At 48.5% G+C, this 25,782-nt stretch carries 24 protein-coding genes and 1 riboswitch; of the genes, 14 read left to right on the top strand and 10 right to left on the bottom strand.

What is annotated here, in order from left to right; genetic code table 11:
• Position 1: 1 nt before the first annotated feature.
• Positions 2-142: riboswitch (TPP riboswitch) on the top strand.
• Between the two features lie 83 nt (positions 143-225).
• Genes thiB through thiQ form a run of 3 tightly spaced genes read left to right on the top strand, consistent with a single transcriptional unit; the run spans position 226 to position 3,594 of the window.
• Positions 226-1,236, top strand: a complete 1,011-nt coding sequence (gene thiB / locus A3K86_RS01135; protein WP_084406459.1) for a thiamine ABC transporter substrate binding subunit — start codon at positions 226-228, stop codon at positions 1,234-1,236.
• 47 nt (positions 1,237-1,283) lie between these two features.
• Positions 1,284-2,873 (top strand): thiamine/thiamine pyrophosphate ABC transporter permease ThiP, encoded by a 1,590-nt coding sequence (gene thiP / locus A3K86_RS01130; protein WP_068326431.1) that lies wholly within the window; start codon positions 1,284-1,286, stop codon positions 2,871-2,873.
• A 1-nt stretch (position 2,874) separates the two neighbouring features.
• Positions 2,875-3,594 carry a thiamine ABC transporter ATP-binding protein gene (gene thiQ / locus A3K86_RS01125; RefSeq protein ID WP_068326428.1) on the top strand — a complete coding sequence of 240 codons (720 nt, stop codon included), beginning with the start codon at positions 2,875-2,877 and terminating at the stop codon, positions 3,592-3,594.
• Between the two features lie 120 nt (positions 3,595-3,714).
• On the opposite strand, the gene A3K86_RS01120 is transcribed toward thiQ, so the two are convergent.
• Positions 3,715-5,091, bottom strand: coding sequence for a PhoH family protein (locus tag A3K86_RS01120; protein WP_068326425.1), 1,377 nt, complete (start codon positions 5,089-5,091; stop codon positions 3,715-3,717).
• 349 nt (positions 5,092-5,440) lie between these two features.
• Here A3K86_RS01120 and rapA point away from each other — a divergent pair, with 349 nt between their 5' ends.
• Both rapA and rluA read left to right on the top strand, forming a co-directional pair.
• A complete protein-coding gene (gene rapA, locus A3K86_RS01115; protein WP_068326422.1) occupies positions 5,441-8,359 on the top strand; it encodes an RNA polymerase-associated protein RapA in 2,919 nt (972 codons plus the stop codon).
• Between the two features lie 106 nt (positions 8,360-8,465).
• A complete protein-coding gene (gene rluA, locus A3K86_RS01110; RefSeq protein WP_068326420.1) occupies positions 8,466-9,296 on the top strand; it encodes a bifunctional tRNA pseudouridine(32) synthase/23S rRNA pseudouridine(746) synthase RluA in 831 nt (276 codons plus the stop codon).
• Positions 9,297-9,374: 78 nt separating this feature from the next.
• Here rluA and djlA read toward each other — a convergent pair whose 3' ends face one another.
• Positions 9,375-10,220: a co-chaperone DjlA gene (gene djlA, locus A3K86_RS01105; RefSeq protein ID WP_068326417.1), complete on the bottom strand. Its 846-nt coding sequence runs from the start codon at positions 10,218-10,220 to the stop codon at positions 9,375-9,377.
• Between the two features lie 191 nt (positions 10,221-10,411).
• On the opposite strand from djlA, the gene lptD reads away from it, so the two are divergent.
• From lptD to A3K86_RS01075, 6 genes are all read left to right on the top strand, one after another.
• Positions 10,412-12,793: an LPS assembly protein LptD gene (gene lptD, locus A3K86_RS01100; RefSeq protein ID WP_068326415.1), complete on the top strand. Its 2,382-nt coding sequence runs from the start codon at positions 10,412-10,414 to the stop codon at positions 12,791-12,793.
• A 74-nt stretch (positions 12,794-12,867) separates the two neighbouring features.
• A complete protein-coding gene (gene surA / locus A3K86_RS01095; protein ID WP_068326412.1) occupies positions 12,868-14,193 on the top strand; it encodes a peptidylprolyl isomerase SurA in 1,326 nt (441 codons plus the stop codon).
• Entirely contained in the window at positions 14,180-15,172 is a 993-nt protein-coding gene (gene pdxA, locus A3K86_RS01090) for a 4-hydroxythreonine-4-phosphate dehydrogenase PdxA (protein WP_068326408.1), read from the top strand. Before surA ends, pdxA begins: the two co-directional genes overlap by 14 nt.
• Positions 15,169-15,978 carry a 16S rRNA (adenine(1518)-N(6)/adenine(1519)-N(6))-dimethyltransferase RsmA gene (gene rsmA / locus A3K86_RS01085; RefSeq protein WP_068326405.1) on the top strand — a complete coding sequence of 270 codons (810 nt, stop codon included), beginning with the start codon at positions 15,169-15,171 and terminating at the stop codon, positions 15,976-15,978. Before pdxA ends, rsmA begins: the two co-directional genes overlap by 4 nt.
• Positions 15,979-16,081: 103 nt before the next feature.
• Positions 16,082-16,462, top strand: a complete 381-nt coding sequence (apaG, locus tag A3K86_RS01080; RefSeq protein ID WP_068326402.1) for a Co2+/Mg2+ efflux protein ApaG — start codon at positions 16,082-16,084, stop codon at positions 16,460-16,462.
• Between the two features lie 8 nt (positions 16,463-16,470).
• The gene (locus A3K86_RS01075) at positions 16,471-17,289 is read left to right on the top strand and encodes a symmetrical bis(5'-nucleosyl)-tetraphosphatase (protein ID WP_068326399.1); all 819 of its coding nucleotides are present in this window, start codon (positions 16,471-16,473) and stop codon (positions 17,287-17,289) included.
• Positions 17,290-17,417: 128 nt separating this feature from the next.
• On the opposite strand, the gene folA is transcribed toward A3K86_RS01075, so the two are convergent.
• The 7 genes from folA to rplU form a co-directional block, all read right to left on the bottom strand.
• A complete protein-coding gene (folA, locus tag A3K86_RS01070) occupies positions 17,418-17,897 on the bottom strand; it encodes a type 3 dihydrofolate reductase (RefSeq protein ID WP_068326396.1) in 480 nt (159 codons plus the stop codon).
• Positions 17,898-17,935: 38 nt separating this feature from the next.
• A complete protein-coding gene (locus tag A3K86_RS01065) occupies positions 17,936-18,403 on the bottom strand; it encodes a threonine/serine exporter family protein (RefSeq protein WP_068326393.1) in 468 nt (155 codons plus the stop codon).
• On the bottom strand, positions 18,403-19,191 hold the full coding sequence (locus tag A3K86_RS01060; protein WP_068326390.1) for a threonine/serine exporter family protein: 789 nt from the start codon (positions 19,189-19,191) through the stop codon (positions 18,403-18,405). The genes A3K86_RS01065 and A3K86_RS01060 overlap by 1 nt, the downstream gene beginning before the upstream one ends.
• A 113-nt stretch (positions 19,192-19,304) precedes the next feature.
• Positions 19,305-20,483 (bottom strand): Obg family GTPase CgtA, encoded by a 1,179-nt coding sequence (gene cgtA, locus A3K86_RS01055; protein ID WP_068326387.1) that lies wholly within the window; start codon positions 20,481-20,483, stop codon positions 19,305-19,307.
• 84 nt (positions 20,484-20,567) lie between these two features.
• Positions 20,568-21,494 carry a DMT family transporter gene (locus A3K86_RS01050; RefSeq protein WP_068326384.1) on the bottom strand — a complete coding sequence of 309 codons (927 nt, stop codon included), beginning with the start codon at positions 21,492-21,494 and terminating at the stop codon, positions 20,568-20,570.
• Between the two features lie 98 nt (positions 21,495-21,592).
• Entirely contained in the window at positions 21,593-21,850 is a 258-nt protein-coding gene (gene rpmA / locus A3K86_RS01045) for a 50S ribosomal protein L27 (RefSeq protein ID WP_068326381.1), read from the bottom strand.
• A gap of 18 nt (positions 21,851-21,868) precedes the next feature.
• Positions 21,869-22,180, bottom strand: a complete 312-nt coding sequence (gene rplU, locus A3K86_RS01040) for a 50S ribosomal protein L21 (protein ID WP_068326378.1) — start codon at positions 22,178-22,180, stop codon at positions 21,869-21,871.
• 280 nt (positions 22,181-22,460) lie between these two features.
• Between rplU and ispB the strand changes: the two genes are divergently transcribed.
• Together ispB and A3K86_RS01030 are read left to right on the top strand one after the other, a co-directional pair.
• A complete protein-coding gene (gene ispB / locus A3K86_RS01035) occupies positions 22,461-23,432 on the top strand; it encodes an octaprenyl diphosphate synthase (RefSeq protein WP_068326376.1) in 972 nt (323 codons plus the stop codon).
• A 191-nt stretch (positions 23,433-23,623) separates the two neighbouring features.
• Entirely contained in the window at positions 23,624-23,815 is a 192-nt protein-coding gene (locus A3K86_RS01030) for a hypothetical protein (protein ID WP_068326372.1), read from the top strand.
• 77 nt (positions 23,816-23,892) lie between these two features.
• Here A3K86_RS01030 and mdh read toward each other — a convergent pair whose 3' ends face one another.
• The gene (mdh, locus tag A3K86_RS01025; protein WP_068326369.1) at positions 23,893-24,831 is read right to left on the bottom strand and encodes a malate dehydrogenase; all 939 of its coding nucleotides are present in this window, start codon (positions 24,829-24,831) and stop codon (positions 23,893-23,895) included.
• Positions 24,832-25,255: 424 nt separating this feature from the next.
• Between mdh and argR the strand changes: the two genes are divergently transcribed.
• Positions 25,256-25,726 carry a transcriptional regulator ArgR gene (argR, locus tag A3K86_RS01020; RefSeq protein WP_068326366.1) on the top strand — a complete coding sequence of 157 codons (471 nt, stop codon included), beginning with the start codon at positions 25,256-25,258 and terminating at the stop codon, positions 25,724-25,726.
• Positions 25,727-25,782: the final 56 nt, after the last annotated feature.

The raw sequence follows: 25,782 nt of genomic DNA, 5'->3' as shown, positions 1-25,782 counted from the left end.
GACGTTCTCATTGGGGAGCTAGCCTAAGAAGATACTTGTTAGCCAACAAACAACATCTTAGGTTGACGCTGAGATTGCATACGCAGAACCCACAGAACCTGAACCAGCTAATACTGGCGTAGGAATTGAGAAGTCGCTGATCTAACTGTTACCCATTGAAGTAACAGTGAACTTATCCAGCCACCTTTTTCTCATCCCTCGCTCATTTGATTTCTTGCCAGCAGGATGCATCGGCATCAGGAGCGCTTTGTGAAAAAACTACTACCACTACTCACGTTAACCCTTGCGACAGGCTCAGCCATGGCGGCTCAGCCAACACTGACGGTTTATACCTACAGCTCATTTGCCTCTGATTGGGGCCCGGGCCCCGCGATTAAAAAAGCGTTTGAAGCCGAGTGTGACTGTCACTTGAACTTGGTGGCGCTAGATGATGGCGTGTCGATCCTCAACCGTGTGCGTCTTGAAGGCAAAAGCAGCAAAGCCGATATTCTGTTGGGGCTGGATAACAACTTGATTGCCGAGGCAAAGCAAACCGGATTGCTGGCAGAGCATAAGGTAGATACGACGAAAGTGACGCTTCCTAACGGTTGGAGCGATACCACCTTTGTCCCTTACGATTACGGTTACTTCGCATTTGTGTACGACAGCGACAAGCTGGCTAACCCACCGAAAAGCCTCAAAGAGTTGGTAGAACGTAAAGATCTCTCCATCCTGTACCAAGACCCACGCACCTCAACACCAGGCCAAGGCTTGATGCTGTGGCTGAAATCTGTGTACGGCGAACAAGCAAGCGAAGCATGGCAACAACTGGCGAAGAAAACGGTTACCGTTACCAAAGGCTGGTCTGAAGCCTACAGCATGTTCTTGAAAGGCGAAGCGGACATGGTGCTGTCTTACACCACCTCACCGGCTTACCACATCATTGCCGAACAAAAGAACCAATATAAAGCGGCAGACTTTAGCGAAGGTCACTACATGCAAGTGGAAGTGGCGGCTAAGTTAAAAAATAGCCCACAACCGCAACTTGCCGATCAGTTTATGACCTTCATTTTAAGCGACGGCTTCCAGTCTAATATGGCGACGGGCAACTGGATGTACCCAGTTACTCAACAAACCCTACCGCAAGGGTTTAAACAACTTACAGTACCAGCCAAAGCACTCGAGTTCGATGCCAACGATGTCGCGAAGCAGCGCCGCAGTTGGATCCGAGAATGGCAACATGCGCTAACCCAATAAGGGTTAGCCGTTAACTGCCAATCTTATAGCAAGTTGGAACCCACACCTTGAAATCCCGCTTCACCACTACCGTGCCCGGCCTAATTGCTGCCGGGCTCATCGTCGCATTGATGGCTTCGGCTATCGGTGCGCTACTCAACCAAGCCGATGCGCTAGCACCGTGGCAATTATGGCAAGATCCTTACTTACGTCATGTTACTGGCTTTAGCTTTTACCAAGCCCTGTTATCAACGGTGTTAAGCGTCGTCCCTGCCATACCGATAGCCTATGCTCTATCACGCCGTCAGTTTATCGGTCGTGCTTTACTGCTGCGCATATTTGCGATGACTTTGGTATTACCTGTGTTGGTGGCGGTCTTTGGCTTATTATCGATTTACGGTAAGAGCGGCTTGCTCAACCAATGGGCAGCTCAGCTTGGTTTCGAACTTGGGCTTAATATCTATGGTTTAAGCGGGATTTTATTGGCGCATGTGTTCTTAAACCTGCCTCTGGCGGCTCGGTTGTTATTGCAAAGCCTAGAAGGGATCCCTTACGAGCAACACCAACTCGCCGCCCACTTAGGGTTAGAAGGCTGGCACAAATTTAAACTGGTGGCTTGGCCGCGGCTTCGCCAACAACTTCCTCATGTGATCGGTCTGATCTTCATGCTGTGTTTCACCAGTTTTGCGGTGGTAATGTCACTGGGGGGCGGTCCTAAAGCGACCACCATAGAGCTCGCCATTTACCAAGCGCTGCGTTACGACTTCGACTTAGCAGGCGGTGCGATCCTCGCACTGTGGCAAATGCTGTTGTGTAGCATCTTAGTATTAACATCACAGCGTTTTGCTAAACCATTACCGACCTTAACGGGCACCTTTAACCGCCTAGCGCTTGACGATAGTGCTCGCTGGCAAAGCCGCATTTGGGATGGACTATGGATCATCACGGCTTGTTTACTGGTACTTCCGCCACTATTGAGCGTGGTGCTCTCTGGGCTAAATAGTGAACTGGTCACTCAACTCAGCGCGAGCAATCTGTGGCAAGCGGTCGCTAACTCACTCAAAATTGCAGTCATGGCCTGTGCCATTGCCTTGATAGCGGGCATTGCGATATTACTGACCAGCCGTCAGTGGCGCTTGCAGCAACACAAATGGCAAGCAGATGGCATTGAGTTGATCGGAGCCATTATTTTGGTCACCCCTGGGCTAGTACTCAGCACTGGGCTATTTCTGCTACTGCGCCAATTTACCGATGCTTTTGCCCTCGCCTACTGGGTGGTGGTCATGGTCAATGCCTTAATGGCGCTGCCGTATGTGATCAAAACGCTAAGCCAACCTATGTTGCACCTCGCTCAACAATTTAACCCATTGTGCGATAGCTTAGGCATGACGGGATTAGCGCGATTACGCTTAGTCGAATGGCGAGCACTACGCAAACCACTGGCACAAGCGATGGCGATCAGCTTTGTGTTATCACTAGGCGATCTCAGTGCTATTGCCTTATTTGGCAGCCAATCATTCCAAACCTTACCACTGTACTTATTCGAGCTGCTAGGTAGCTACCAAATGGACGCCGCTGCAGTGGCGGCTTTGATCTTGCTGCTGCTCAGTTTGGGCTTATTCACCTTGGTAGAAAACGTGCTGTTGCGGAAAAAATAATATGCTGACATTACAAGATTTAACTCACCACTATCAGTCGCTAACACCACAAGGTAATGCGCTCACTCTGTCGTTTTCACTCAGTGTTGAACAGGGCGATATTGTCGCCTTAATTGGTCCAAGTGGTGCCGGCAAAAGCACCCTCTTGGCAATGGTGGCGGGCTTTTTAGCCCCTGATAACGGCAAACTGACGATCAATCATCAAGCCATTCACCAGCAAAGCCCAGCTGAGCGCCCGCTCTCAATGCTATTTCAAGAGCACAACCTGTTCCCTCACTTAACGGTATCGGAAAACATTGGGTTGGGTATTCACCCTGGGTTAACACTCAGCCAAAGCGACAAAGAGGCCATTGTGGTTGCAGCGGCTCGTGTCGGCATTCAACCTTACTTAGATCGCTTGCCCGAGCAACTATCTGGCGGTCAAAAACAACGAGTGGCCTTAGCACGATGCTTGGTACGCCAGCGTCCATTGTTACTGCTAGATGAACCCTTTTCGGCATTAGACCCAGCGCTACGCAAAGAAATGCTGGAACTGGTCCGCAGCTTGGCACAAGAGCAAGGCACGACTGTAGTGATGGTGACCCACAGCCCTGATGATGTACGCAAAATTGCCAACAAGTGCGCATTTATTGCCAAAGGACAAGTTCGGGTCTTTGGTGAGACAGCAAAAGTGCTAGATAACCCACAAGACGAAGCGCTCAAGCACTACCTCGGGCTTTAAACCAATGCAACAGCCATAGGCTAAACCGAGTCACCAAGCGTCATGCCCAAGCGACATAAAGGGAGCGATAACCGCTCCCTTTATTGTTAATTCGATAATGTATTTAGGTTTAAAAGACGATTAGAGGTTTTCTTCTGCAAATTCAGCCAAGCGGCTACGAACAACCCCGTTGAGATACACGTTGGCGCTACCTTCGAAGTTTTTGAAGCGCTCAACAATATAGGTTAAACCGGATGTCACTGGAGATAAGTAGTTAGAATCAATCTGCGCCAAGTTACCGGAGCAGACTAGCTTAGTACCTTCACCGCAACGGGTGATGATAGTTTTGATTTGCGACGCGGTCAGGTTCTGACACTCATCCAACAACACAAATGCATTCTGGATCGAGCGGCCGCGCATAAAGTTAATCGATTTAAATTGAATGTTGGCTTTGTCGTATATGTATTTCATCGAGCCATCGGTGCACACATCGTTCTTATGCAGTGCTTCCATGGTATCGGTGACCGCCGCCAACCACGGCATCATTTTCTCTTCCTCGGTTCCCGGTAGGAAACCAATCGACTCCGCAATTTCTGGCGTATTACGGGTCACGATGATCTTATCGTACATTCCCTTTTCAATCACTTGCTCAAGCGCTGCCGCCATTGCCAAAATGGTTTTACCACACCCTGCCGGACCAGTGAGAATCACCAAATCAATTTCAGGGTCGAGCATGGCATCGAGCGCCATCCCTTGATAAACATTCTTCGGATGGATCCCCCAGGCTTTGCGATGCATCAACCGCTCTTGACCTATGTCTTTCATGGTCACGGTTTCATCTTCGATTTGGGTGATCCGCCCTGCAAACTCACCCTCTTCATCAATCAAATATTGATTCACAAACGGCTTATCAAACAAGCTGATTGGCAAGGTATGCATGGTGGAACGACCGCGATTTTCCGAGTGACACTCACCAACCACATCCCAGAAGCGTCCCGGGTATTTCACAAACCCTTTGGTCAGCAAGCTCACATCATCAATCAGCTGATCGGAGCGGTAATCATCAACGTTATACACCCCCGCCCCTTTGGCACGTAGACGCATGTTGATGTCTTTGGTGATCAACACCACTTCACGTGGCGCATACTCTTGTTGCAAATACAGCACCCCATTGAGGATTCGGTTGTCACCAGCTTTATCCATAAAGGCATGGACCGTTTCCGCCACTTCATAATCAGCAAAAATGGCAATGGTGCCACTGTGATTGGCTTGATTAGAAAATGGGATCCCGGCGGCGATTTGCTCTGGAGTGGCATCGTGGAAAATATCTTCCAATGCGCGAATCGCGACCCGCGCATCACGGGCAACATCACGCTTGCTGTCTTTGATCCGATCGAGCTCTTCGAGCACAGTCATCGGGATCACGACATCGTGTTCTTGGAAGGAATAGATGGCGAGAGGTTCGTGTAGCAAGATATTAGTATCGAGAATAAAGACTTTCCGATCTGAATCGCCCATAGGCACCTCCTTGGTCTTAATCCGGTAGCATTTTTAGCCTACCTTCATTTAATGGTACGACAGTTATTCACAGCTGTATCACTTTCTCCTCTATCTCTATTAAAGACCGATAATATTGAAATAAATGTGACAATTTCACTTTGACGGATTCATCGCACTTTCACCGTGACCTGATTCACATCATGCAGTAACATGGCTCTCCTTTTTTCCGGTTCGTATTCTGGCTTACACTTATAGCTGTGTTTGATAACTGAGCGTTAGCTCACCATCATCCACACAGCGACATTTATCTAGCCAAACCGGTTACACATTTTCCATATTTTCAAAGAATTAGAAGGTTTTAACCACTATGCCATTTGCTTTGGGTCAACGTTGGATCAGTGATACTGAAAGTGATTTAGGATTGGGTACGGTGGTCGCTTGCGACGCTCGTACTGTTACCCTGATGTTCTCCGCCAGTGAAGAGAACCGCTTGTATTCCCGAAACGAAGCCCCTGTAACCCGTGTGATGTTTAACGTGGGTGATGTGGTTGAAAGCCATGAAGGTTGGTCTTTGACCGTTGAGCAAGTTGAAGAAGAAGGCGGGATATTCACTTACATTGGTACCCGTACCGATACTGGTGAATCTGACGTTGCGCTGCGCGAAATCTTCTTGAACCACCAAATTCGTTTCAACAAGCCGCAAGACAAACTCTTTGCCGGCCAAATCGACCGCATGGATCGCTTTGCTCTACGCTACCGCGCACTGAAAAACCAATACGAGCAGCACAAGAGTCCGCTACGTGGTTTATGTGGCATGCGTGCAGGCTTGATCCCGCACCAGTTGTTCATTGCTCATGAAGTAGGTCGCCGTTACGCACCACGCGTATTACTGGCCGATGAAGTAGGTTTAGGTAAAACCATCGAAGCTGGCATGATCATCCACCAGCAAGTGCTATCAGGCCGCGCTGAACGTATTCTGATCTTGGTGCCTGAAACCCTACAGCACCAATGGCTTGTAGAGATGATGCGTCGCTTCAACCTTCACTTCTCTATCTTTGATGAAGAACGTTGTGTTGAGGCATACGCCGATTCAGCAAACCCATTTGATACCGCGCAATATGTGCTGTGTTCACTGGATTTCCTTCGTAAGAGCCGTCGCCGCTTTGAACAAGCGCTAGATGCCGACTGGGATCTGGTTGTGGTCGATGAAGCGCACCACCTTGAGTGGAGCGAAGACAAGCCAAGCCGTCAGTATCAAGTGGTTGAAGCGATTGCTGAAAAGACACCAGGCGTCCTGCTGCTAACGGCAACCCCAGAGCAACTTGGTCACGAAAGTCACTTTGCCCGTTTGCGCCTGCTGGATCCGGATCGTTTCTACGATTACGAGACCTTCGTTGAAGAAGAGCGTCAGTACGCACCAGTTGCCGATGCGGTTTCCCGTCTGCTTTCTGGTGAAAAACTGGATAACGATGCTAAAAACACCCTGACGGAGCTACTGCCCGAGCAAGATATCGAACCAATGCTGCGCATCATCGAATCGAGCACCGAAGAAGACGAGCAAGCACAAACAGCCCGTCATGAGCTGATCGATAACTTGATGGATCGTCACGGTACTGGTCGCGTTCTGTTCCGTAACACCCGCGCCGCAGTGAAAGGCTTCCCAACTCGTCATCTTAATCTGTACCCGTTGGCGATGCCGACTCAGTACACCACCGCAATGCGTGTTGCGACCATGATGATGGGGAAAGTCAGCGCAGAAGAGAAAGTGCTGAAACTGCTGTACCCAGAAGACATTTTCCAAGAGTTTGAAGGTGAATCCGCGACTTGGTGGAACTTCGACCCACGCGTTAACTGGCTGCTAGATATGCTAAAAGCCAATCGCCAAGAGAAAGTGTTGGTGATCTGTTCTCGCGCGCAAACCGCACTAACGCTAGAACAAGCACTGCGTGAACGCGAAGGTATTCGTGCCACTGTGTTCCACGAAGGAATGTCGATCATTGAGCGCGATAAAGCTGCCGCTTACTTCGCGCAAGATGAAGACGGCGCCCAAGTGCTGCTGTGTTCTGAGATTGGCTCTGAAGGTCGTAACTTCCAGTTTGCTAACCAGCTAGTGATGTTCGATCTACCAAGCAACCCAGATTTGCTTGAGCAACGTATCGGTCGTTTGGACCGTATTGGTCAAAAACGTGATATCGAAATCCACGTCCCTTTCCTTGAAGGAACTTCGCAAGCCTTACTGGCGCGTTGGTTCAACGAAGGCTTGAATGCGTTTGAAGAAACCTGTCCAACTGGTCGTGCGGTGTACGAACATGTTCGTGACGATCTGATGACACAGCTTTCTAACAACGAGCAAGATAAAGCGGCACTAGATTCGCTGATCGAGCAAAGTGCGACGATGCACAACGAGCTGAAATCGAAACTAGAGCAAGGCCGTGACCGTCTATTGGAAATTCACTCCAACGGTGGTGACGCCGCTCGCGAGCTAGTCGATAGCATTGCAGCCAAAGACGGTGACACCAACCTCGTTACTTTTGCGTTGGGTCTGTTTGATACCATTGGCTTGAACCAAGACGACAAAGGCGAAAACGCGATTGTAGTAACCCCATCTGAGCACATGATGGTAGCGAGCTACCCGGGTCTACCGTACGACGGCTGTACCATCACTTTTGACCGCGACACCGCCCTTTCGCGTGAAGATCTGCACTTCATCAGTTGGGAACACCCAATGATCCAAGGCGGTATCGACTTACTGCTATCTGAAGGTGTCGGTACGACTGCGGTATCACTGCTGAAGAACAAGGCACTACCTGCGGGTACTTTGCTGCTGGAATTGGTGTACGTGGTCGATGCCCAAGCGCCGAAGCAATCCGGTATTGGTCGCTTCCTACCGAAAACACCGATCCGCATCTTGCTCGATGCCAAAGGCAATAACTTGTCAGCGCAAGTGGCGTTTGAAGGCTTCAACCGCCAACTAAGTCCGGTGAATCGTCATCTTGGTAGTAAGCTAGTGAACTCAGTACAAAAAGAGGTGCACGTACTGATTGAGCACGCTGAAAAAGAGATCGCCAAAGAGGCTGATAGCATTCGCGAACAAGCCCATGCTGAAATGGAAACCACGTTGCGTGCCGAGCTTGATCGCCTGCAAGCACTGAAAGCCGTTAACCCGAACATTCGTGATGACGAGCTAGAGCTGATTGAAACTCAAATCAGCGAACTAAGTGGTTACATCAGTAAAGCGCAAGTACAGCTAGATTCGCTACGTTTGATTGCGGTTAGCCACAACTAACCACTTTCAGACCGTCTTGCAGTAATGTAAGCGTAGAATCATGTAAAATAGTCAACGGCCGTGCCTCGCGCGGCCTTTTTTATCACTGACAACACAGTAAACCGCTATGAAACCTTTGCCTGTATTAGAATACAACCCACCGATGGAACCTTGGCTTGATGTACTCTATCAAGACGATGACTTTATCGCGCTCAATAAGCCAAGTGGGCTATTGTCTAATCCAGGACGCCATCCTGAGCACCACGACAGCATATACAGCCGCGTGCGTCAGGCGCACTCTGATTCCCATATTGTGCACCGTCTTGATATGGCGACCTCAGGGTTGATCATCATGGCGCTAAACAAAGAAGCCGAGCGGGACTTACACTTCCAATTTCGCGAGCGCCTCACCCATAAAGTGTATTACGCCCGCGTGTGGGGTCATGTCGAACAAGACCAGGGCAGCGTTGATTTACCGCTGATCTGCGACTGGGAAAACCGCCCACGCCAAAAGATTTGTCACGTCCACGGTAAGCCGTCACTCACCCACTACCAAGTGGTGCGCCGTGATGCCGACAACACCAGCCTTGTGCGCCTATTACCTATCACCGGTCGTTCACACCAACTGCGTTTGCACATGATGGCATTGGGCCACCCTATCGTTGGGGACGAGTTTTACGCCAACGAGGAAGCCAAAGCACTGTCACCACGTCTTGCGCTTCATGCCGCAGAGCTTTGCCTTTACCACCCTACGACCAATGACCCTGTGCATTTATTCGCACCGTGCGAGTTTTACCCTGAGGCGCCACAGCAAACCTTGCCGTTAAACCCGCCTCGCCCACAAGAGCCAGCCAAACAATCGCGTCGAGCTCGTCGCGCCGAAAAGCGCAAAGCGCACGAAGCCCTAGTCGCAAGAGCCATGGCTGCGCGCCAACAAGCCGAAAGTGACTCAGAGTAAGCCTCATCGCATTTTCATGAACAAAAAACGGGAGCCTTTACAGGCTCCCGTTTGCTATCAATAGCTCAACACTGTCGATCACTTGTCATGCTTTTCTTTGCGGATCAAATCGTACGCCGCTTGTAGCTCTTGCGCTTTTTGCTTCGCCAACTCCATCATTTCTGGCGGTAAACCTTTGGCTGCCAGTTTGTCAGGGTGATGCTCATTCATCTGCTTACGGTAGGCGCGTTTTAACTCTTGCGCCGATGCTGATGGACTCACCCCCAATACATCGTAAGCAGCCGCCAACTGATCTTTGCTCGGTGGCGCTTTGAAGCCACCACCTTGTTGATGGTGTTGATAACCGCCACCACCTTGCTGGAAACGAAACGCCGCTTCTTGCATCCGCAGACGTTGCTCCAGTTGATGCTCGGAAAAACCAAGGTAGCGCGCCACAATATGAAGGATTTGACGCTCACTCGGATGCAATGTGCCATCAGCAAAAGCGGCTTGAATTTGAAGCTCTAAGAAAAACTGCAATAAATCGATACGACCACTGCAGTTTTGACGCACACGCTGCAAGGTATGCTCAAGCGGGAAATCATCACTTTTCCCTTCTCGAAACGCATTTTGCGCCTGACGACGTGATTCACCATGCAGACCCATGCGATCCATAATGGCACTCGCCACTCGGATCTCTTCTTGGGTAACTCGCCCTTTCGCTTTGGCGATATGCCCCATAACAGCAAAGCCCGCATGGAAGAACTCTGCCTGACGCTCTGCTTGCGAGGCTTGACTGCCCCCAAAGCCGCCAAAACCACCGCCATAAACATTTTGTCGCGCTTTATCGAACTTATGCCCTAAAAATAGACCTAAGACCAAACCAAATGGGCCACCGAGAAGGAAACCAAAAAATGCGCCAAGTATTTTGCCCCACACCTGCATTCTATACTCTCTGGTAATTTGCTAGATTTAATTATATTTCGTTTAACATGTATTTAGCTCAACAGTACCGAGGGAAAACGTGCTGTCGAGTGGAATTTGCATTATGATAGCTGTCATTTATCGGGAATGCTTGTAAAAAGCGCCACCAATTCACGACGCGCCAAGAATTCAATACAGGAATGTGAAATTAGATGTCATTATCCTCCCGCAGTTTGCTTGCGACCATGATCAGCCTAGCCCTTTATGGACCGGCGATGGCAGATGACAATCCACAAGCCACTACCAATAATATTAACGATACAACCAACGAAGCATCACAAGAATCACAACCAGAAATCGATGTTTCAACCTTAGAAGTCGTCAAAGGCACCTGTATCGCTCCACAAGACCGCTCACAAGATATCAATAACGAGCCGGTTCATATCGCCGCTAATGAAGCCAATGCGGAGAGTGCCATTGCTGTCACCTACAGTGGTGATGTTGTGATCAAACAAGGTCACCGCACTATGGCGGCAGATACAGCCACTTACCATCAACCAGATAACAGCGTGACCGCTGAGGGTAACGTGTACTTCCACGATGGTGGGATGGAAGTCTTCTCTGACCGTCTGGAAAGTGATTTAGACACCGAAGATTCAGAGATGGATAACGCTGTCTATAACATGACCTGTGAACCTGGCCGTGGTGAAGCGGAAAAAGTTGTCAAAGATGGTCTGGAATACTACCGCCTGAAAAACGGGACTTACACCACCTGTCCGGCTGGTGATCAGAGCTGGCGTTTTTCGGCGACCAGTATTGAGCGCGAAACCGACTCACCATTTGCCAACCTTTATAACGCACGATTTGAGGTGGTGGATGTACCCATTTTCTATCTGCCGTACTTACGAGTGCCGGTCGGCAAAGAGCGCTTAACGGGTTTCTTGTACCCCAATATCAAACTGAACTCGCGTGATGGTTTCAGTGTTATGACCCCGTTTTACTGGAACATAGCACCCAACTACGACATGACAATCACGCCTAAGTATATGACTAACAGAGGTCTACAGCTTAATACCGATTTCCGTTACTTGACCACCTTCGGTTCAGGTGGTTTGAAAGCTGAATATCTAGGCAGTGATCAAAAATATCAAGATCTTGGCGCTCGCTGGGCATTTAATTTCAACCACTCAGGTACCTACCAAGGGCATTGGTTATTTACAGCTGATTACAGTAAGGTCAGCGATGTTGCATACTTCAACGATATCACCTCTAACATAGGTAAGCGTGAAGACAACAACTTGCTGCAAACAGCAGAAGCGTCATACCGTGAACAAGACTGGGATGCCACCTTGCGAGTACGTGACTTCCAGCCTCTAACTACAGGGGTATCGTCAAACTACCGCTTGATGCCACAACTAGAGGCGAATTATTACCGTCTTGACTTGCCGTACGGTTTTGATTTCCAACTTAACGGCCACTTAAGCCGTTTTGAAATCGATGATCCTAACAAGCCATCAGCAGATCGTCTTCACTTGGAGCCAACGTTAACGCTTCCTTATTCAACCCCTTGGTGGTCAATTACATCAGAAGCTAAGCTGATGTACACCTACTACAACCAAGAATTCGATAAGAATGTACAAGCAAACCAACATCTAGAAGAAACGGTATCGCGCACTATCCCGAGTATTCGCGTGCACAGTGGTCTTTATCTTGAACGTAACACTCAGATTTGGGGCAGTGATTACACCCAAAGTCTAGAACCTCAAGTTCAATATTTGTACGTACAAAGTGTCGACCAAAAGAACATTTACGATGCATACGATACAACGTTGTTACAAACCGATTACTACGGCTTGTTCCGCGATAAACGCTATTCCAGCGTCGATCGCATTGCGGCAGCAAACCAATTTACAGTTGGTGCCTCAACCCGTTACTTTGATAACGAGTACAAAGAACGCTTTAATCTATCTATCGGTCAAATTTTTTATCTTAACCAAGATAATGCCAATATTGACGATAGCAGCGATGAGGCTACACCAAACTATTCAGCTACCGCATTAGAATCTGATTTCAACTACGATGATTGGTTATTCTTCCACGGAGGTTTACAGTTTGATGCGGGTAGTAATGATATCCAATTTGCCAATTCAGCACTGGAATACCGCGAATCAAGCTTCTTTACTCAGCTGAACTACCGCTTTGTTTCCAAGGACTACATCAAGAGTAGCCTGAAAGACAATAACGATATCGACAAGTACACAGACAAAGGGATTTCACAAGCGGGTATTGTTACTGGCTTCCCAGTTTACGGTGGCTTGAGTGTACGTGGTGATTATTACCACGATCTTAATGATAGCCGAATGATCGAAAGTCAGATCTCGCTGAACTACCGTACCTCATGTTGGTTAATTACGGTTGGTTACAACAAATATTTAGTAGCACGTGGTGATGTTCGCTTTGATACACCTACCTATGAGAATAACTACAGTATCTCTTTCAGCTTACTTGGTTTAGCGGGTGTGAGTAGCTTTGGCGCATCAACAGCAAGCGGCAATGCCATTGCTTACGGTCAACCGTTTAATCTCAACAACTAATTTCATGTCTTGGTGTCTAACATTTATTGTTCTCACCAAGACCTCTTTACGCGCTTAGCGCAATGGAAAACAGTATGAAGAAGTGGAAGTCCTCACTACTAGGGTTAATGATGTTTGGCGCTGCAACCAGTAGCTTCGCAGCACCAACGGAAATGGATAAAGTTGTCACTATCGTCAATGACGGGGTGATTTTACAAAGCGACATTGATGCGATGCTAAAAACGGTGCGCCTCAATGCTGCCGATCAAAATCAAGCCTTGCCAGACACCACAGTACTGACTGAGCAAGTCAAAGAAAAACTGATCATCGAAGCGCTGCAAATCCAGCAAGCTGAGCAGTTTGGCATTCGTATCGACGATAACAAACTGGATCAAGCGATTCAGCAAATGCTGCAGCAACAGAAAATGACCTTGCCTCAGCTACGTCAAAAGCTTGCAGCGAGCGGCATTAGTTATTCAATGTTCCGTGAGCAAATGCGTCGTGACATTACCGCTAGTGAAGCCCGTACTATTCAAGTGCGTCGCCGTATCAATATCTTACCGCAAGAAGTAGATGCCCTAGCAGAGCAGCTCAATAAGCAAAACCTGCAAGGCGTTCAATACAACGTTAGCCATATTCAAATTCGTGTAGATGACGACGCTGATAAAGCCACTCGCGAAGAAGCGGAACAACAAGCTAAAAGCTTGGTGAAGCAGCTCAATCAAGGGGCTGATTTTGCCAACATGGCGTACACCTACTCAAAAGGGCCAAAAGCGCTTCAAGGTGGTAAGTGGGGCTGGATGCGTCAAGAAGAAATGCCAACCATCTTTGCCGATCAGATCAAAGCGCACGGCAAAGGGGCGATCATTGGTCCATTCCGTAGCGGTATTGGTTACCACATCATCAAGATCAATGACACCAAAGGCCTAGAAACCGTTTCGGTTACCGAAGTAAAGGCTCGTCATATTTTGGTAAAAACATCAGTGATCTTAAGCGATGAAGCCGCTAAACGTCAGCTAGAGCAAGCGCGCCAAGCCATTATGGCGGGTGACCGTAGCTTCGCCGATGCCGCACAAGCACTCAGTGCCGATCCTGGCTCTGCTGCTAACGGCGGAGAACTTGGCTGGCACACACCTGACATTTACGTACCTGAATTCAAAGATAAAGTAGAAACCATCAGCAAAGGCGTGATCAGCGAACCGTTCAAGACCGTTCACGGCTGGCATATCGTTGAAGTGATGGACCGCCGTAATGTCGACCGAACTGACGCTGCCGTTAAAAACCGCGCTTACCAAATTCTCTTTAGCCGCAAATTCAATGAAGAAGCTCAAGCTTGGTTACAAGAACTACGCGCTGGCGCTTACATTGAGCAGCTAGATAGCAATACCGCTGACCAAGGTGGTGCAAATGGACAAGGTTAAACGCCTCGCAATTACTCCTGGCGAACCCGCGGGTATCGGCCCTGACCTAGTGCTAGCCATGGCGCAACACGACTGGCCGCACGAGCTTGTTATTTGTGCTAATGCTCAGCTTATGGTAGAACGTGCAGCCCAGTTAGGTATCACCCTTAATGTACGTACCTACGACCCAAGCCTACCTGCACAACCCCATGTTGCAGGTAGCCTAGTGGTCGCTGATTGTGCATTGGCCGTACCTGTTGTCGCGGGAGAGCTCAACGAGCAAAATGGTCACTATGTGCTAAATACCCTAGAGCGTGCCGCCAAAGGCTGTATGAGTGGGGAGTTTGCCGCTGTAGTGACAGGCCCAGTACACAAAGGGGTGATTAACCGTGCAGGGGTATCTTTCAGTGGTCACACTGAGTTTTTTGCTCAGCAATCAGATACGCCACAGGTTGTGATGATGTTAGCCACCGAAGGGCTACGAGTTGCTTTAGTGACCACGCATATCCCATTGGCTTATGTGTCAAAAGCGGTCACCGAAGAGCGCCTTAAAGACGTTATCCGTATTTTACATCACGACTTGGTGACCAAATTTGGAATTGCACAACCCAACATTTACGTGTGTGGCTTAAACCCGCATGCTGGTGAAGATGGCTGTTTAGGCATGGAAGAGATCGAGGTGATCACCCCAACCCTAGAACAACTTCGCCAACAGGAAAACATGAATCTGATCGGCCCTTTACCGGCAGATACTATTTTCCAAGACAAATATTTAGCCGATGCCGACGCGGTATTGGCGATGTATCACGATCAAGGGCTACCAGTGCTGAAATTTAAAGGCTTTGGTAACTCGGTCAACATTACGTTAGGCCTGCCCTTCATCAGAACTTCAGTAGATCATGGTACCGCACTGGAACTCGCAGGTACTGGACAGGCGGACACGGGTAGCCTTTGGACAGCGCTATCACACGCCCTCGAATTGGTAGAAAAACAAGCATGAGCAGCGATCAAGTCCACCTAGGTCACCGCGCCCGTAAGCGCTTTGGCCAGAACTTTTTGAATGACCCATACATCATTGATGGCATTGTATCAGCCATCAACCCTCGCCCAGGTCAAAACCTGATCGAGATCGGCCCTGGTCTAGGAGCAATCACAGAACCAGTGGGTAAACTGGTTGATAAATTCTCTGTGATCGAGCTTGACCGTGACTTGGCTGAACGTCTTCGTAATCACCCAGATCTAGCGGATAAGCTAACGATCCACGAAGGCGATGCGATGCGTTTCGATTTCACGCAGCTGATTAAAGAAAACAATAAGCTACGTATTTTCGGTAACCTGCCGTACAACATTTCAACACCGCTTATCTTCCACCTGCTGTCATTCCACCAGCACGTCGAAGATATGCACTTCATGTTGCAAAAAGAAGTGGTTAACCGCTTAGCAGCAGGCCCAGGTAGCAAAGCATACGGCCGTCTAACCGTGATGACCCAGTACTACTGCCGCGTGATGCCTGTATTGGAAGTACCGCCTGAGTCATTCAAGCCGGCGCCAAAAGTGGATTCAGCCGTAGTACGTCTAACGCCATATGAAACCTTACCGCACCCATGTACTAACCTTAAGTGGTTAGACCGTGTTTGTCGTGAAGGCTTCAACCAGCGCCGTAAGACAATTCGCAACTGTTACAAAACACTCATGAGTGTTGAGCAGCTTGAAGCGCTAGGCATTAACCCTGGCCAGCGTCCAGAGAACCTAACTCTGGAGCAATTTGTTGCTATGGCTAACTGGCTGGATGCCAACCACGCTTAATGGCAATTGGCAGCCTCCTCTGAGGCTGCCGAACTTCAGATGCGCACGTCCGTGACGCTCTCAGCGCTGCTGATAAAAAGAAGCAAGGAAAGGAAGTAAGCCTATGAAAGCACATCACCCGACCATCAAGTGCCACGTGGCCACCCATTACCTCGTCGAACAATCCGATCCTGATAACCAACGTTTCGTTTTTTCTTACACCATCACCATCACCAACTTTGGTCATGGCAATGCTCAACTCCTCGCTCGTCGCTGGCTCATTACCGATGCCAATGGCAAGCAATTGGTGATTGAAGGCGAAGGGGTGGTTGGAGAGCAACCCCATATCGCAGCGAACGATGATTACACCTATACCAGTGGCACTATCATCGAAACCCCTGTCGCGGTCATGCAGGGCCATTACACCATGCAAACCGACGACGGTGAAACCTTTGAAGCTGACATCGCCCCGTTTCGCCTCGCTATTCCCAATATTTTACATTAAGGAACTCCATGGCTACTTACCTCGTCGGTGACATCCAAGGTTGCCTTGACGATCTTCTTCACCTACTCGACCAAGCACAATTCAACCCTCAACAAGATCAACTTTGGCTCGCGGGCGACTTAGTAGCCCGAGGGCCGCAATCTCTAGAAACGCTACGTTTTGTCAAAAGCTTAGGCGACGCTGCGACTGTGGTTTTAGGTAACCACGACTTACACCTACTGGCCGTCGCCAAAGGCTTTGCTAAGAACAAGAAAAAAGACAAAACCCAAGCGATTTTTGATGCCCCTGATGGTGAAGCGCTACTCGACTGGCTGCGCCAACAACCGTTATTGGCTGAGCATCCACAACATCCATTGGTAATGGTGCATGCAGGGGTTCCGGTTGATTGGACATTAACCCAAGCGCACCAACAAGCACGCCAAGTAGAAAACGTATTACGCTCAGAGCGCGCCGAGTGGCTGCTGGAAAATATGTACGGTGATGGGCCTGACGCTTGGCGTGATGATCTCAACGAGCTTGAACAACTGCGCTACACCATCAATGCCTTTACCCGGATGCGTTTTTGCTACCCTGACGGCCGCTTAGATATGGCGTGTAAACTCTCGCCTGGCGATGATGGTGTCGGCGAACTCGTGCCGTGGTTTGAGTTACCACGCCCACAACCGCTTAATAAGAAGATCATTTTCGGTCATTGGGCCGCCTTAATGGGCCATGAGGACACGCAAGTGATTGGACTCGACACAGGGTGCGTGTGGGGCAATAGTCTCACTATGCTTCGCTGGGAGGACGGACAGCGCTTTGTCACCGAATGTCCACTCTATGCTTAATTCACCGAGTCGAAAACCGTGACTCTCGTTAGTAGCCGGAAGCCGATACTAATTCGCAAAAAAACAAAGAGCTAAAAGCAAAAAGGGAAGCCGACTTGGCTTCCCTTTGTTATTCATGTCACGCGTACTTATCGAGCTAACACCACAAAATGCATATCGTAGGCATTTTTCTCATCGGCTTGATAATGCTCTTCATGGTCCAAAGTCCACGCTTCACCCCACTCAGGGAAACGTGTATCACCGTCAACCTCAGCATCAATAAACGTCAGGTAAAGCTGGTCCGCTTTGGGTAAGCAAGCTTGATAAATACTGCCGCCACCAATGATCATCACCTCAGCAACATCACCCGCGGCAGCAATCGCGGCATCAATATCCGCAACGACAGTCACACCATCAGCCTGAAACTCAGGGTTACGGCTGATCACAATATTGTGGCGCCCAGGTAATGGACGACCGATTGACTCAAAGGTCTTACGGCCCATCACAATAGGTTTACCCAGGGTAGAGCGCTTAAACCACGCGAAATCAGCAGGAAGATGCCACGGCATCGCATTGTCTTTACCAATCACACGATCGTTTGCCATCGCGGCAATCATACTGATCTTCATTATTTCTCCTCAAACGCTCACTGGGAATCAGTTATCAATTACACCACTGGGCGACGACGATAAAACAATAGCCCCGGCATTGCCAGTCCAATTGCCAACGCTGCTACGATGAATACCGCCTTCACGCCATTTTCCATCAACACAGCGATCAGCTCAGGACTGTAGCCTTGATGGTTGATCTCAACGATCGCAATCATGGCTTTAAAAGCAAAGACCCCAGGAACCATAGGGATCATCGCCGCGACGGTAAAGACTTTAGGATGGGCAAGAAAACGGTGTGACCAATGAACCCCGATCATCCCGACTAGGCTGGCTGCACATAAGGTCGCCCACTCAATCGGCACCCCATAATGCATCAATAGAAAGCGACAGCCATGACCGAGTGCCCCACCAATGGCGCAATACTTGAGTGCCTTTTGCGGGACATTAAACACCAAAGCAAAACCAACCGCAGGAATAGAGGCGAAGAACATGTCATTTAATAGCGCGAGCAGTAAATCCATCATTATAACCACCCCCACACACCCAAGATATTCATCGCAACCACAATCCCGAGGCTGGTCGACAAGGTCAATAAACTCGCCATCGTCCAGCGTGCGATCCCCATATTGGCAAAGCCTTTCACCATATCAGATACCGCATTAATCAACGGAAAGCCCGGCACAAACATCAGTACCGATGAGGCCATCGCTAAGAAAGGCGCTTCACCTATGTGGTACACCTGACCAAAGCCGGCAATCAGGGTAGTCACAAATGCAGACACCCCAAAGTTCACCAGCGGATTAAAATGCGCATGGGCGATCTCTTGACGTACAAACATTCCCACCGCAGAAGCAAAGAAGGTTAACGCAAACACGGGCCAATCGCCCCCCGCCAAACGGCTGAACGAGGCACACGACAGTCCTATCATGACAACAACCAATAAGCGGTTATAACGCAATGGTTTTACCGCCTCAAGACGCTCGTGGACATCAGTGATATCCAGCAGTCCTTTCTCCGCCATGATACAAATGCGCTGAATATCCGACACCACCTGCATGTTGATCCCACGATCCTGACATCGGCGAGTCGTGGTGATACAACGCCCTTGATACAAGGTGGTGATCACCATTGAACTCGCGGATAACGAAACCTCAACGCTATCCACCCCCAACGCTAGCCCTAGTCGCTGAGTCACTGCCATCACTAAGGTACTTTCAGCCCCGTGCTGTAATAATTTTTGCCCCGCTCCGACCGCAAGGCGTGATATTTCACGTTGTTCGGCTTCGGTCAAAGTCCGATTTGTTGATGGCATCCTCTTCCCTCATCTAATGCACGACCCTGTATTATCATACAAAGCCACCCGCGACATGTTGACAGGGCACAAAAAAGCCGCTCAAGAGAGCGGCTTTTTACACAGCAGTATGATTATGGCTTGTAGATGATTTCTACATCGTAATCATCTTCGTCCCAATCATCCCAATCGTCATCATCATCGTCAGCATCCGATGCATTTTTAACTTGCTGGGTATGGTAGTCATCCCACTTGAATTCAACTTTCTCGTCTTTTGCCTCTTCCTCTTCTTCGAAGTTTTCAGCAGGCATGCTCTCGATCAGTTCCATCAAGTCGTATGTTAATGGCTGTGTACCTTCACGGTTAATCGCAGAAATGCAGTAATGCTTATCTTCCCACGCTAGCGCTTCAAGGATCTCAGTGATCTTCTCTTCCGCTTCACCTTCAGGTAGTAGATCCACTTTGTTGAAGATCAACCAACGCGGCTTGCTCGCCAGTTTTTCACTGTACTGCTCAAGCTCGTTGATAATGGTGAATGCATTTTCAATCGGATCTGAACCGTCAGCTGGTAGCAAATCGATCATGTGAAGCAGCACACGACAACGCTCAAGGTGCTTCAGGAAGCGAATACCCAAGCCAGCACCGTCAGCAGCACCTTCGATAAGACCCGGAATATCTGCAACAACGAAGCTACGCTCGTTACCCACACGTACCACACCTAGGCTAGGTACCAGAGTGGTGAACGGGTAATCAGCGACTTTTGGTTTCGCTGCCGATACCGAGCGGATAAAGGTCGACTTACCTGCATTAGGTAGACCCAGCATACCCACATCAGCCAATAGCAATAGCTCAAGGCGCAGGTGACGAACCTCACCTTTCGTACCCATGGTTTTTTGGCGAGGCGCACGGTTTACCGACGATTTAAAACGGGTGTTACCCAAACCGTGGAAACCACCTTTCGCTACCATGATTTTCATGCCGTGTTCGGTTAGATCGGCAATCACCTCACCAGTCTCTTCATCAACCGCACGTGTACCTACAGGCACAGACAACACTTGGTCATCACCACGTTTACCCGTACAGTTACCACCACGACCATTCTCACCACGTTGTGCAGCATGGAATCGTTCAAAACGGTAATCAATCAGTGTATTAAGGTTTTCGTCCGCCAGTAGGTAAACGTCACCGCCGTCACCACCATCGCCGCCATCAGGGCCGCCTTTTGGAACATATTTTTCACGACGGAAGCTAACAGTACCGTTACCACCATCACCGGCGTCTACACGGATCACCGCTTCATCTACAAATTTCATTCTTCTCTCCGCACTGTGGCGTTTAATCACGAACGATGACCAATCGCCTTCATCGTCTGAATTAACTTGTTATGCCAGCCTTACCTAAGCACGTGCACGGATCAACTTATGTCCAATCGCACAAAACATTGCACCACTCACAACGACCAAGGCACCTAAGTAACCCAGGCTATTTAGCGGTGCTGCCACAAAGAATTGCGGCCATACAAGACTAGCTAAATCGACAAAAATTATCGTAAACAAGGGTGCTAATGTAATCACAGCACTCACTTGCGATGCCTGCCAGCGCGCCATTGCTTCTGCAAAAGCACCATAACCAACAAGCGTATTAACACAGCAGAACATCAACATGCCCGACTGCCTAGAATCCATTAATAGTAGCTGCTCAGGCTCTGCCATTGGCGTTAGCATCACAGCACAAATCACGTAGATCATAAACAAGATCTGTGCCGATGAGTAAAACTGCAACAACTGCTTTTGGGCAAGTCCGTATATCACCCATACCAAGGCTGCCAATACCGCTAATGATACGCCAACTGTATAACCAGTAAAACTGGTGAACAATTCAAACAAACGCTCATTAAAGAACAAGAGCAAACCAAGAAACAGACACGTCACCCCTATGATCTGATGGCGTCCGAGCTTCTCTTTAAACAGCCAAGCACTGGAGATCAACAAGATCACGGGCGCGAGCTGAATGATCACTTGCACCACAGGGGGATGTAAATATTCTAGCGCACTATTAAACAACACAAAGTTACCTGCAAGCCCAACGCTTGCCAATAACAGAATAAGTGCACTGGCTTTACCACCGCCCCAACGGGTTGGCAGCTGTTTGCGGACACCAAGCCACAAACCTAAACCAATCGACGCGGTTAAAAAGCGATACCACACAATGGTAAAAGGTGACATCACCTCCACCGCCTGCTTCATGGCAATCGGCAATGCGCCCCAAAACACTGCGGTTGTGAGCGCCAGACCGATCCCAATAGTCGTATTACGATTCGACATTCATCGCTCCTTCTTACGCCCACCTTGTGTCGCTCAACACTGACATAATAAAAAGCCCCGCCAATAGGCAGGGCTTTATAATTCGTGTCGAGGCTAAATTATTCAGCTTCGATAGAAACGAATTTACGGTTTTGAGGACCTTTAACTTCGAACTTCACTTTACCGTCAGATAGAGCGAATAGAGTGTGGTCTTTACCTAGGCCAACGTTGTTACCAGCGTGGAATTTAGTACCACGTTGACGAACGATGATGTTACCTGCTAGTACAGATTCGCCACCGAAACGCTTAACACCTAGACGTTTGCTTTCTGAATCGCGGCCGTTACGAGTAGAACCGCCAGCTTTTTTGTGTGCCATCTTTAAATTCTCCTGTTATTAAGCGCTGATGCCAGTGATTTTGACTTCAGTGAACCACTGACGGTGGCCCGCTTGCTTACGAGAGTGCTTACGACGACGGAACTTAACGATTTTAACTTTATCGCCACGACCGTGAGTAACAACTTCAGCAGTTACTTTACCGCCAGCTACGAAAGGAGCACCTACAGTTACTTCTTCGCCGTTAGCTACTAGAAGTACTGAATCGAACTCAACGTTTGCGCCAGTTTCAGCGTCTAATTTTTCTAAGCGAATGGTCTGGCCTTCGCTTACACGGTGTTGTTTACCACCACTTTGGAAAACAGCGTACATGTCTTACTCCGCTTGTCCGCATAGGCCATTTGCCACGGTTATATTTTGGGCAATGGGTATGCGCTTAATCTTGTCATCAATAGGGCGCGAATGTTACGTGAAATCGTGCCTTCTGGCAAGCGATTAAACAAAAAAAGTGGCGAAAAGCTATTCACAAACGAAAGACATGTCATTCCCCCCCTTTGAGGTTAGGAACATAGCGCAATTTTAGTGTAAGATTCGGGCATCATATGAAAATAACTTTCCGCCTTTGCGGGGTCTCATTTAGCTGGATGTATTAATGGATTTTAAAGCTATCCAAGCGCTTACCGCCTTAGATATGGCGGAAGTTGACGCGAAGATACAAGCACAACTTAACTCAGACGTTGCGCTAATTAATCAACTGGGTTTTTACATTGTAAGTGGTGGTGGTAAACGCCTGCGTCCTATGCTCGCGGTTTTGGCTGCGAGAGCCTTAGGTTACGAGGGTGAAAAACATACAACTGCTGCTGCTTTTGTTGAATTTATCCATACCGCGACTTTGCTGCACGATGACGTAGTTGACGAGTCGGATATGCGACGCGGAAAAGAAACCGCTAACGCGGCATTTGGCAATGCTGCTAGCGTATTAGTTGGCGATTATATCTACACTCGCTCGTTCCAAATGATGACTAGCTTACGTTCACTACGTATCCTCGACATCATGAGTGAAGCCACCAATGTGATTGCAGAAGGTGAAGTCCAGCAGTTAATGAACTGCAACGATCCTGACACCACCGAAGACAGCTACATGGAAGTGATTTACTCCAAAACCGCTCGTCTGTTTGAAGCTGCGACTCAAATCGCCGCTATCATCGCCGACGCACCGCAAGAAATCGAAACAGCGTTACAAGATTACGGTCGTTACTTAGGCACCGCCTTCCAACTGATTGACGATGTATTGGATTACATCGCAGACGGCAAAGAGATGGGTAAAAACGTCGGTGATGATCTTGCCGAAGGTAAACCAACCCTGCCGCTGCTTCATGCAATGCACAATGGTGATGAGCAGCAAGCGGTAATGATCCGTGAAGCGATTGAAAAAGCCAACGGCATGGACAAACTAGACGCGATTCTGGCTTGTATGCACCAAGCTGGCTCATTGGAATACACTCAGCAGCGCGCTGAAGAAGAAGCCGATAAAGCGATTGCTGCGCTAGCACCGCTACCTGACTCTGAGTACAAAGAAGCGCTTATCGCTCTTGCTCACCTAGCAGTGAAGCGTAACAAGTAACCTTCAAGCGAAAAACGCATCAACAAGCCTGCCGACAGTGGCAGGCTTTTTTCTTTCCCAGCACCGCCCTTTCGCAATATCCCCCTACTTCCGAGCATCACTTTGCGCGATAGACCCGAATCTGCAAGATCCCGATGATCTCAACTACACTCAGATCGTATATATCCCGACCAACGAATTAGGAGTGGTGTATGCAAGCGAAAGAGTTAAAGCAAGGCATGTGGGTTGAACACCAGCATGAGATCGCAGAGGTGATTGCTATCGATCACCAAGCCAATACCGTGATCATTGAAAACCAATTGGATCATCAAAGATCCACCATCTCTTGTGATGAGATCACCGACCAACCACAACTTCACGGTGGTTGTGAGCGTTATTACTAGCCCATGAATACCAAATCATACAAAAGCGGCGCCCGATAGGCGCCGCTTTTACTATATAAAGAAAGGGTCTTTTGCGATTATTTCGCCGCGAACTCTTCACCTTTTGCAATATCGCCTTGCAGCGTTTCTAGCATGCCTTCCAGTGCTTGTTGCTCGTAAGCACTCAAGCTACCGTAATCCATGACTTCTTCCACACCGTCTTTACCTAGTAAAACAGGTTGCGCGAAGAAACGTGCATGCTTACCGTCGCCTTCAACATAAGCGCATTCAACCACGCTTTCTTCACCTTGAAGTGCACGCACAAGCGCAAGACCAAAACGGCACGCCGCCTGACCCATAGATAAAGTCGCAGAGCCGCCGCCCGCTTTAGCTTCAACCACTTCCGTACCCGCATTTTGGATACGTGGCGTTAAGGCTTGTACTTCTTCTTCCGTAAACTCAACGCCTTCAACTTGAGAAAGTAGCGGTAGGATCGTCACACCAGAGTGACCACCAATCACTGGCACACGCACGTGGCATGGCTCAACACCTTTTAACTCAGCCACAAAAGTTTCAGAGCGGATCACATCAAGCGTCGTTACACCAAACAGCTTACGCTTATCATAAACACCGGCTTTTTTCAGTACATCAGCTGCAATTGCCACCGTCGTGTTCACAGGGTTAGTAATAATACCCACGCACGCTTTCGGACAAACTACGGCAATTTTCTCTGCTAATGATTTCACGATCCCTGCATTAACATTGAATAGATCAGCACGATCCATCCCAGGTTTACGTGCAACACCCGCAGAAATCAGTACCACATCCGCACCTTCTAACGCAGGAGTCGGATCTTCACCGCTATATCCTTTGATTGAAACTGGGGTTGGAATATGACTCAGGTCAACCGCCACTCCAGGGGTAACCGGTGCAATATCATACAAAGCAAGGTCAGAACCTGCTGGTAGACGGTTTTTAAGCAGCAGCGCTAACGCTTGACCGATACCACCAGCCGCACCAATAACAGCAACTTTCATGTTCGTTCTCCTTTACGATAGAAGTATTTTTCAGACCAAAATAGTTAGATTAACTCATTGTCTCATGATTCTTTGAGCGATCCTTTATGATCAATCAGTTAATATTCTTTAGACGTTATAGCATGCAATTTGGAAATACAATCAAACACCACTTGCTTTGCGAAGTCACGCATGGAGGGTAGAAAATGTGCTAGAACTCCCTCTTCTTTATACCTGAAAACCCAGCGACAAACAGGCAGCTTTGATTTCTACTTCGCCTTTTTATTGCCAATCATTGACTGGATTTATACTAATAACAGGCACAATAAAGACTAATAATTTTCATTTATAGTGACTGAAACATCAGTTTCCATGAACACTGTTTGCTAGTTCAACTCGGGTTATGCAAGAATACGCTACCTCGTCCCTGTTCATACTAAAAACTATGCGAAATTCAGATAAGCAAGAACGTCTAATTAAGGCCTTTAAATCCATCTTGAAAGAAGAGAAATTCAGCTCTCAAGGTGAAATTGTTGATGCACTGAAAGCTCAGGGGTTCGAAAACATTAACCAGTCGAAAGTGTCCCGAATGCTAACCAAATTCGGTGCAGTACGAACCCGTAATGCCAAAATGGAAATGGTATATTGTTTGCCAGTGGAATTGGGTGTCCCAACGACCTCAAGCCCACTAAAAGAACTGGTAATGGAAATCGGCTACAACAGTGCACTAGTCGTTATTCACACAGGTCCAGGTGCGGCGCAAGTGATTGCACGTCTCCTAGACTCCCTTGGTAAAGCGGAAGGGATCCTTGGTGTTGTCGCGGGTGACGATACCATCTTCATCACGCCTACCAATACCATTACTACTGAAGAACTGTACGCATCTGTGTGCGATCTGTTTGATTACAGTAAGTAAATTTTTAACCGGGTAGCCAGCTACCCGGTTTAATACCCTCGCCAAACTGAGATTAA

The organism is Photobacterium jeanii, assembly GCF_001650345.1.
Taxonomy (GTDB): domain Bacteria; phylum Pseudomonadota; class Gammaproteobacteria; order Enterobacterales; family Vibrionaceae; genus Photobacterium; species Photobacterium jeanii.
The sequence above is the reverse complement of the archived record's forward strand: the minus strand, read 5'-3'. Positions and strand labels throughout refer to the sequence as shown.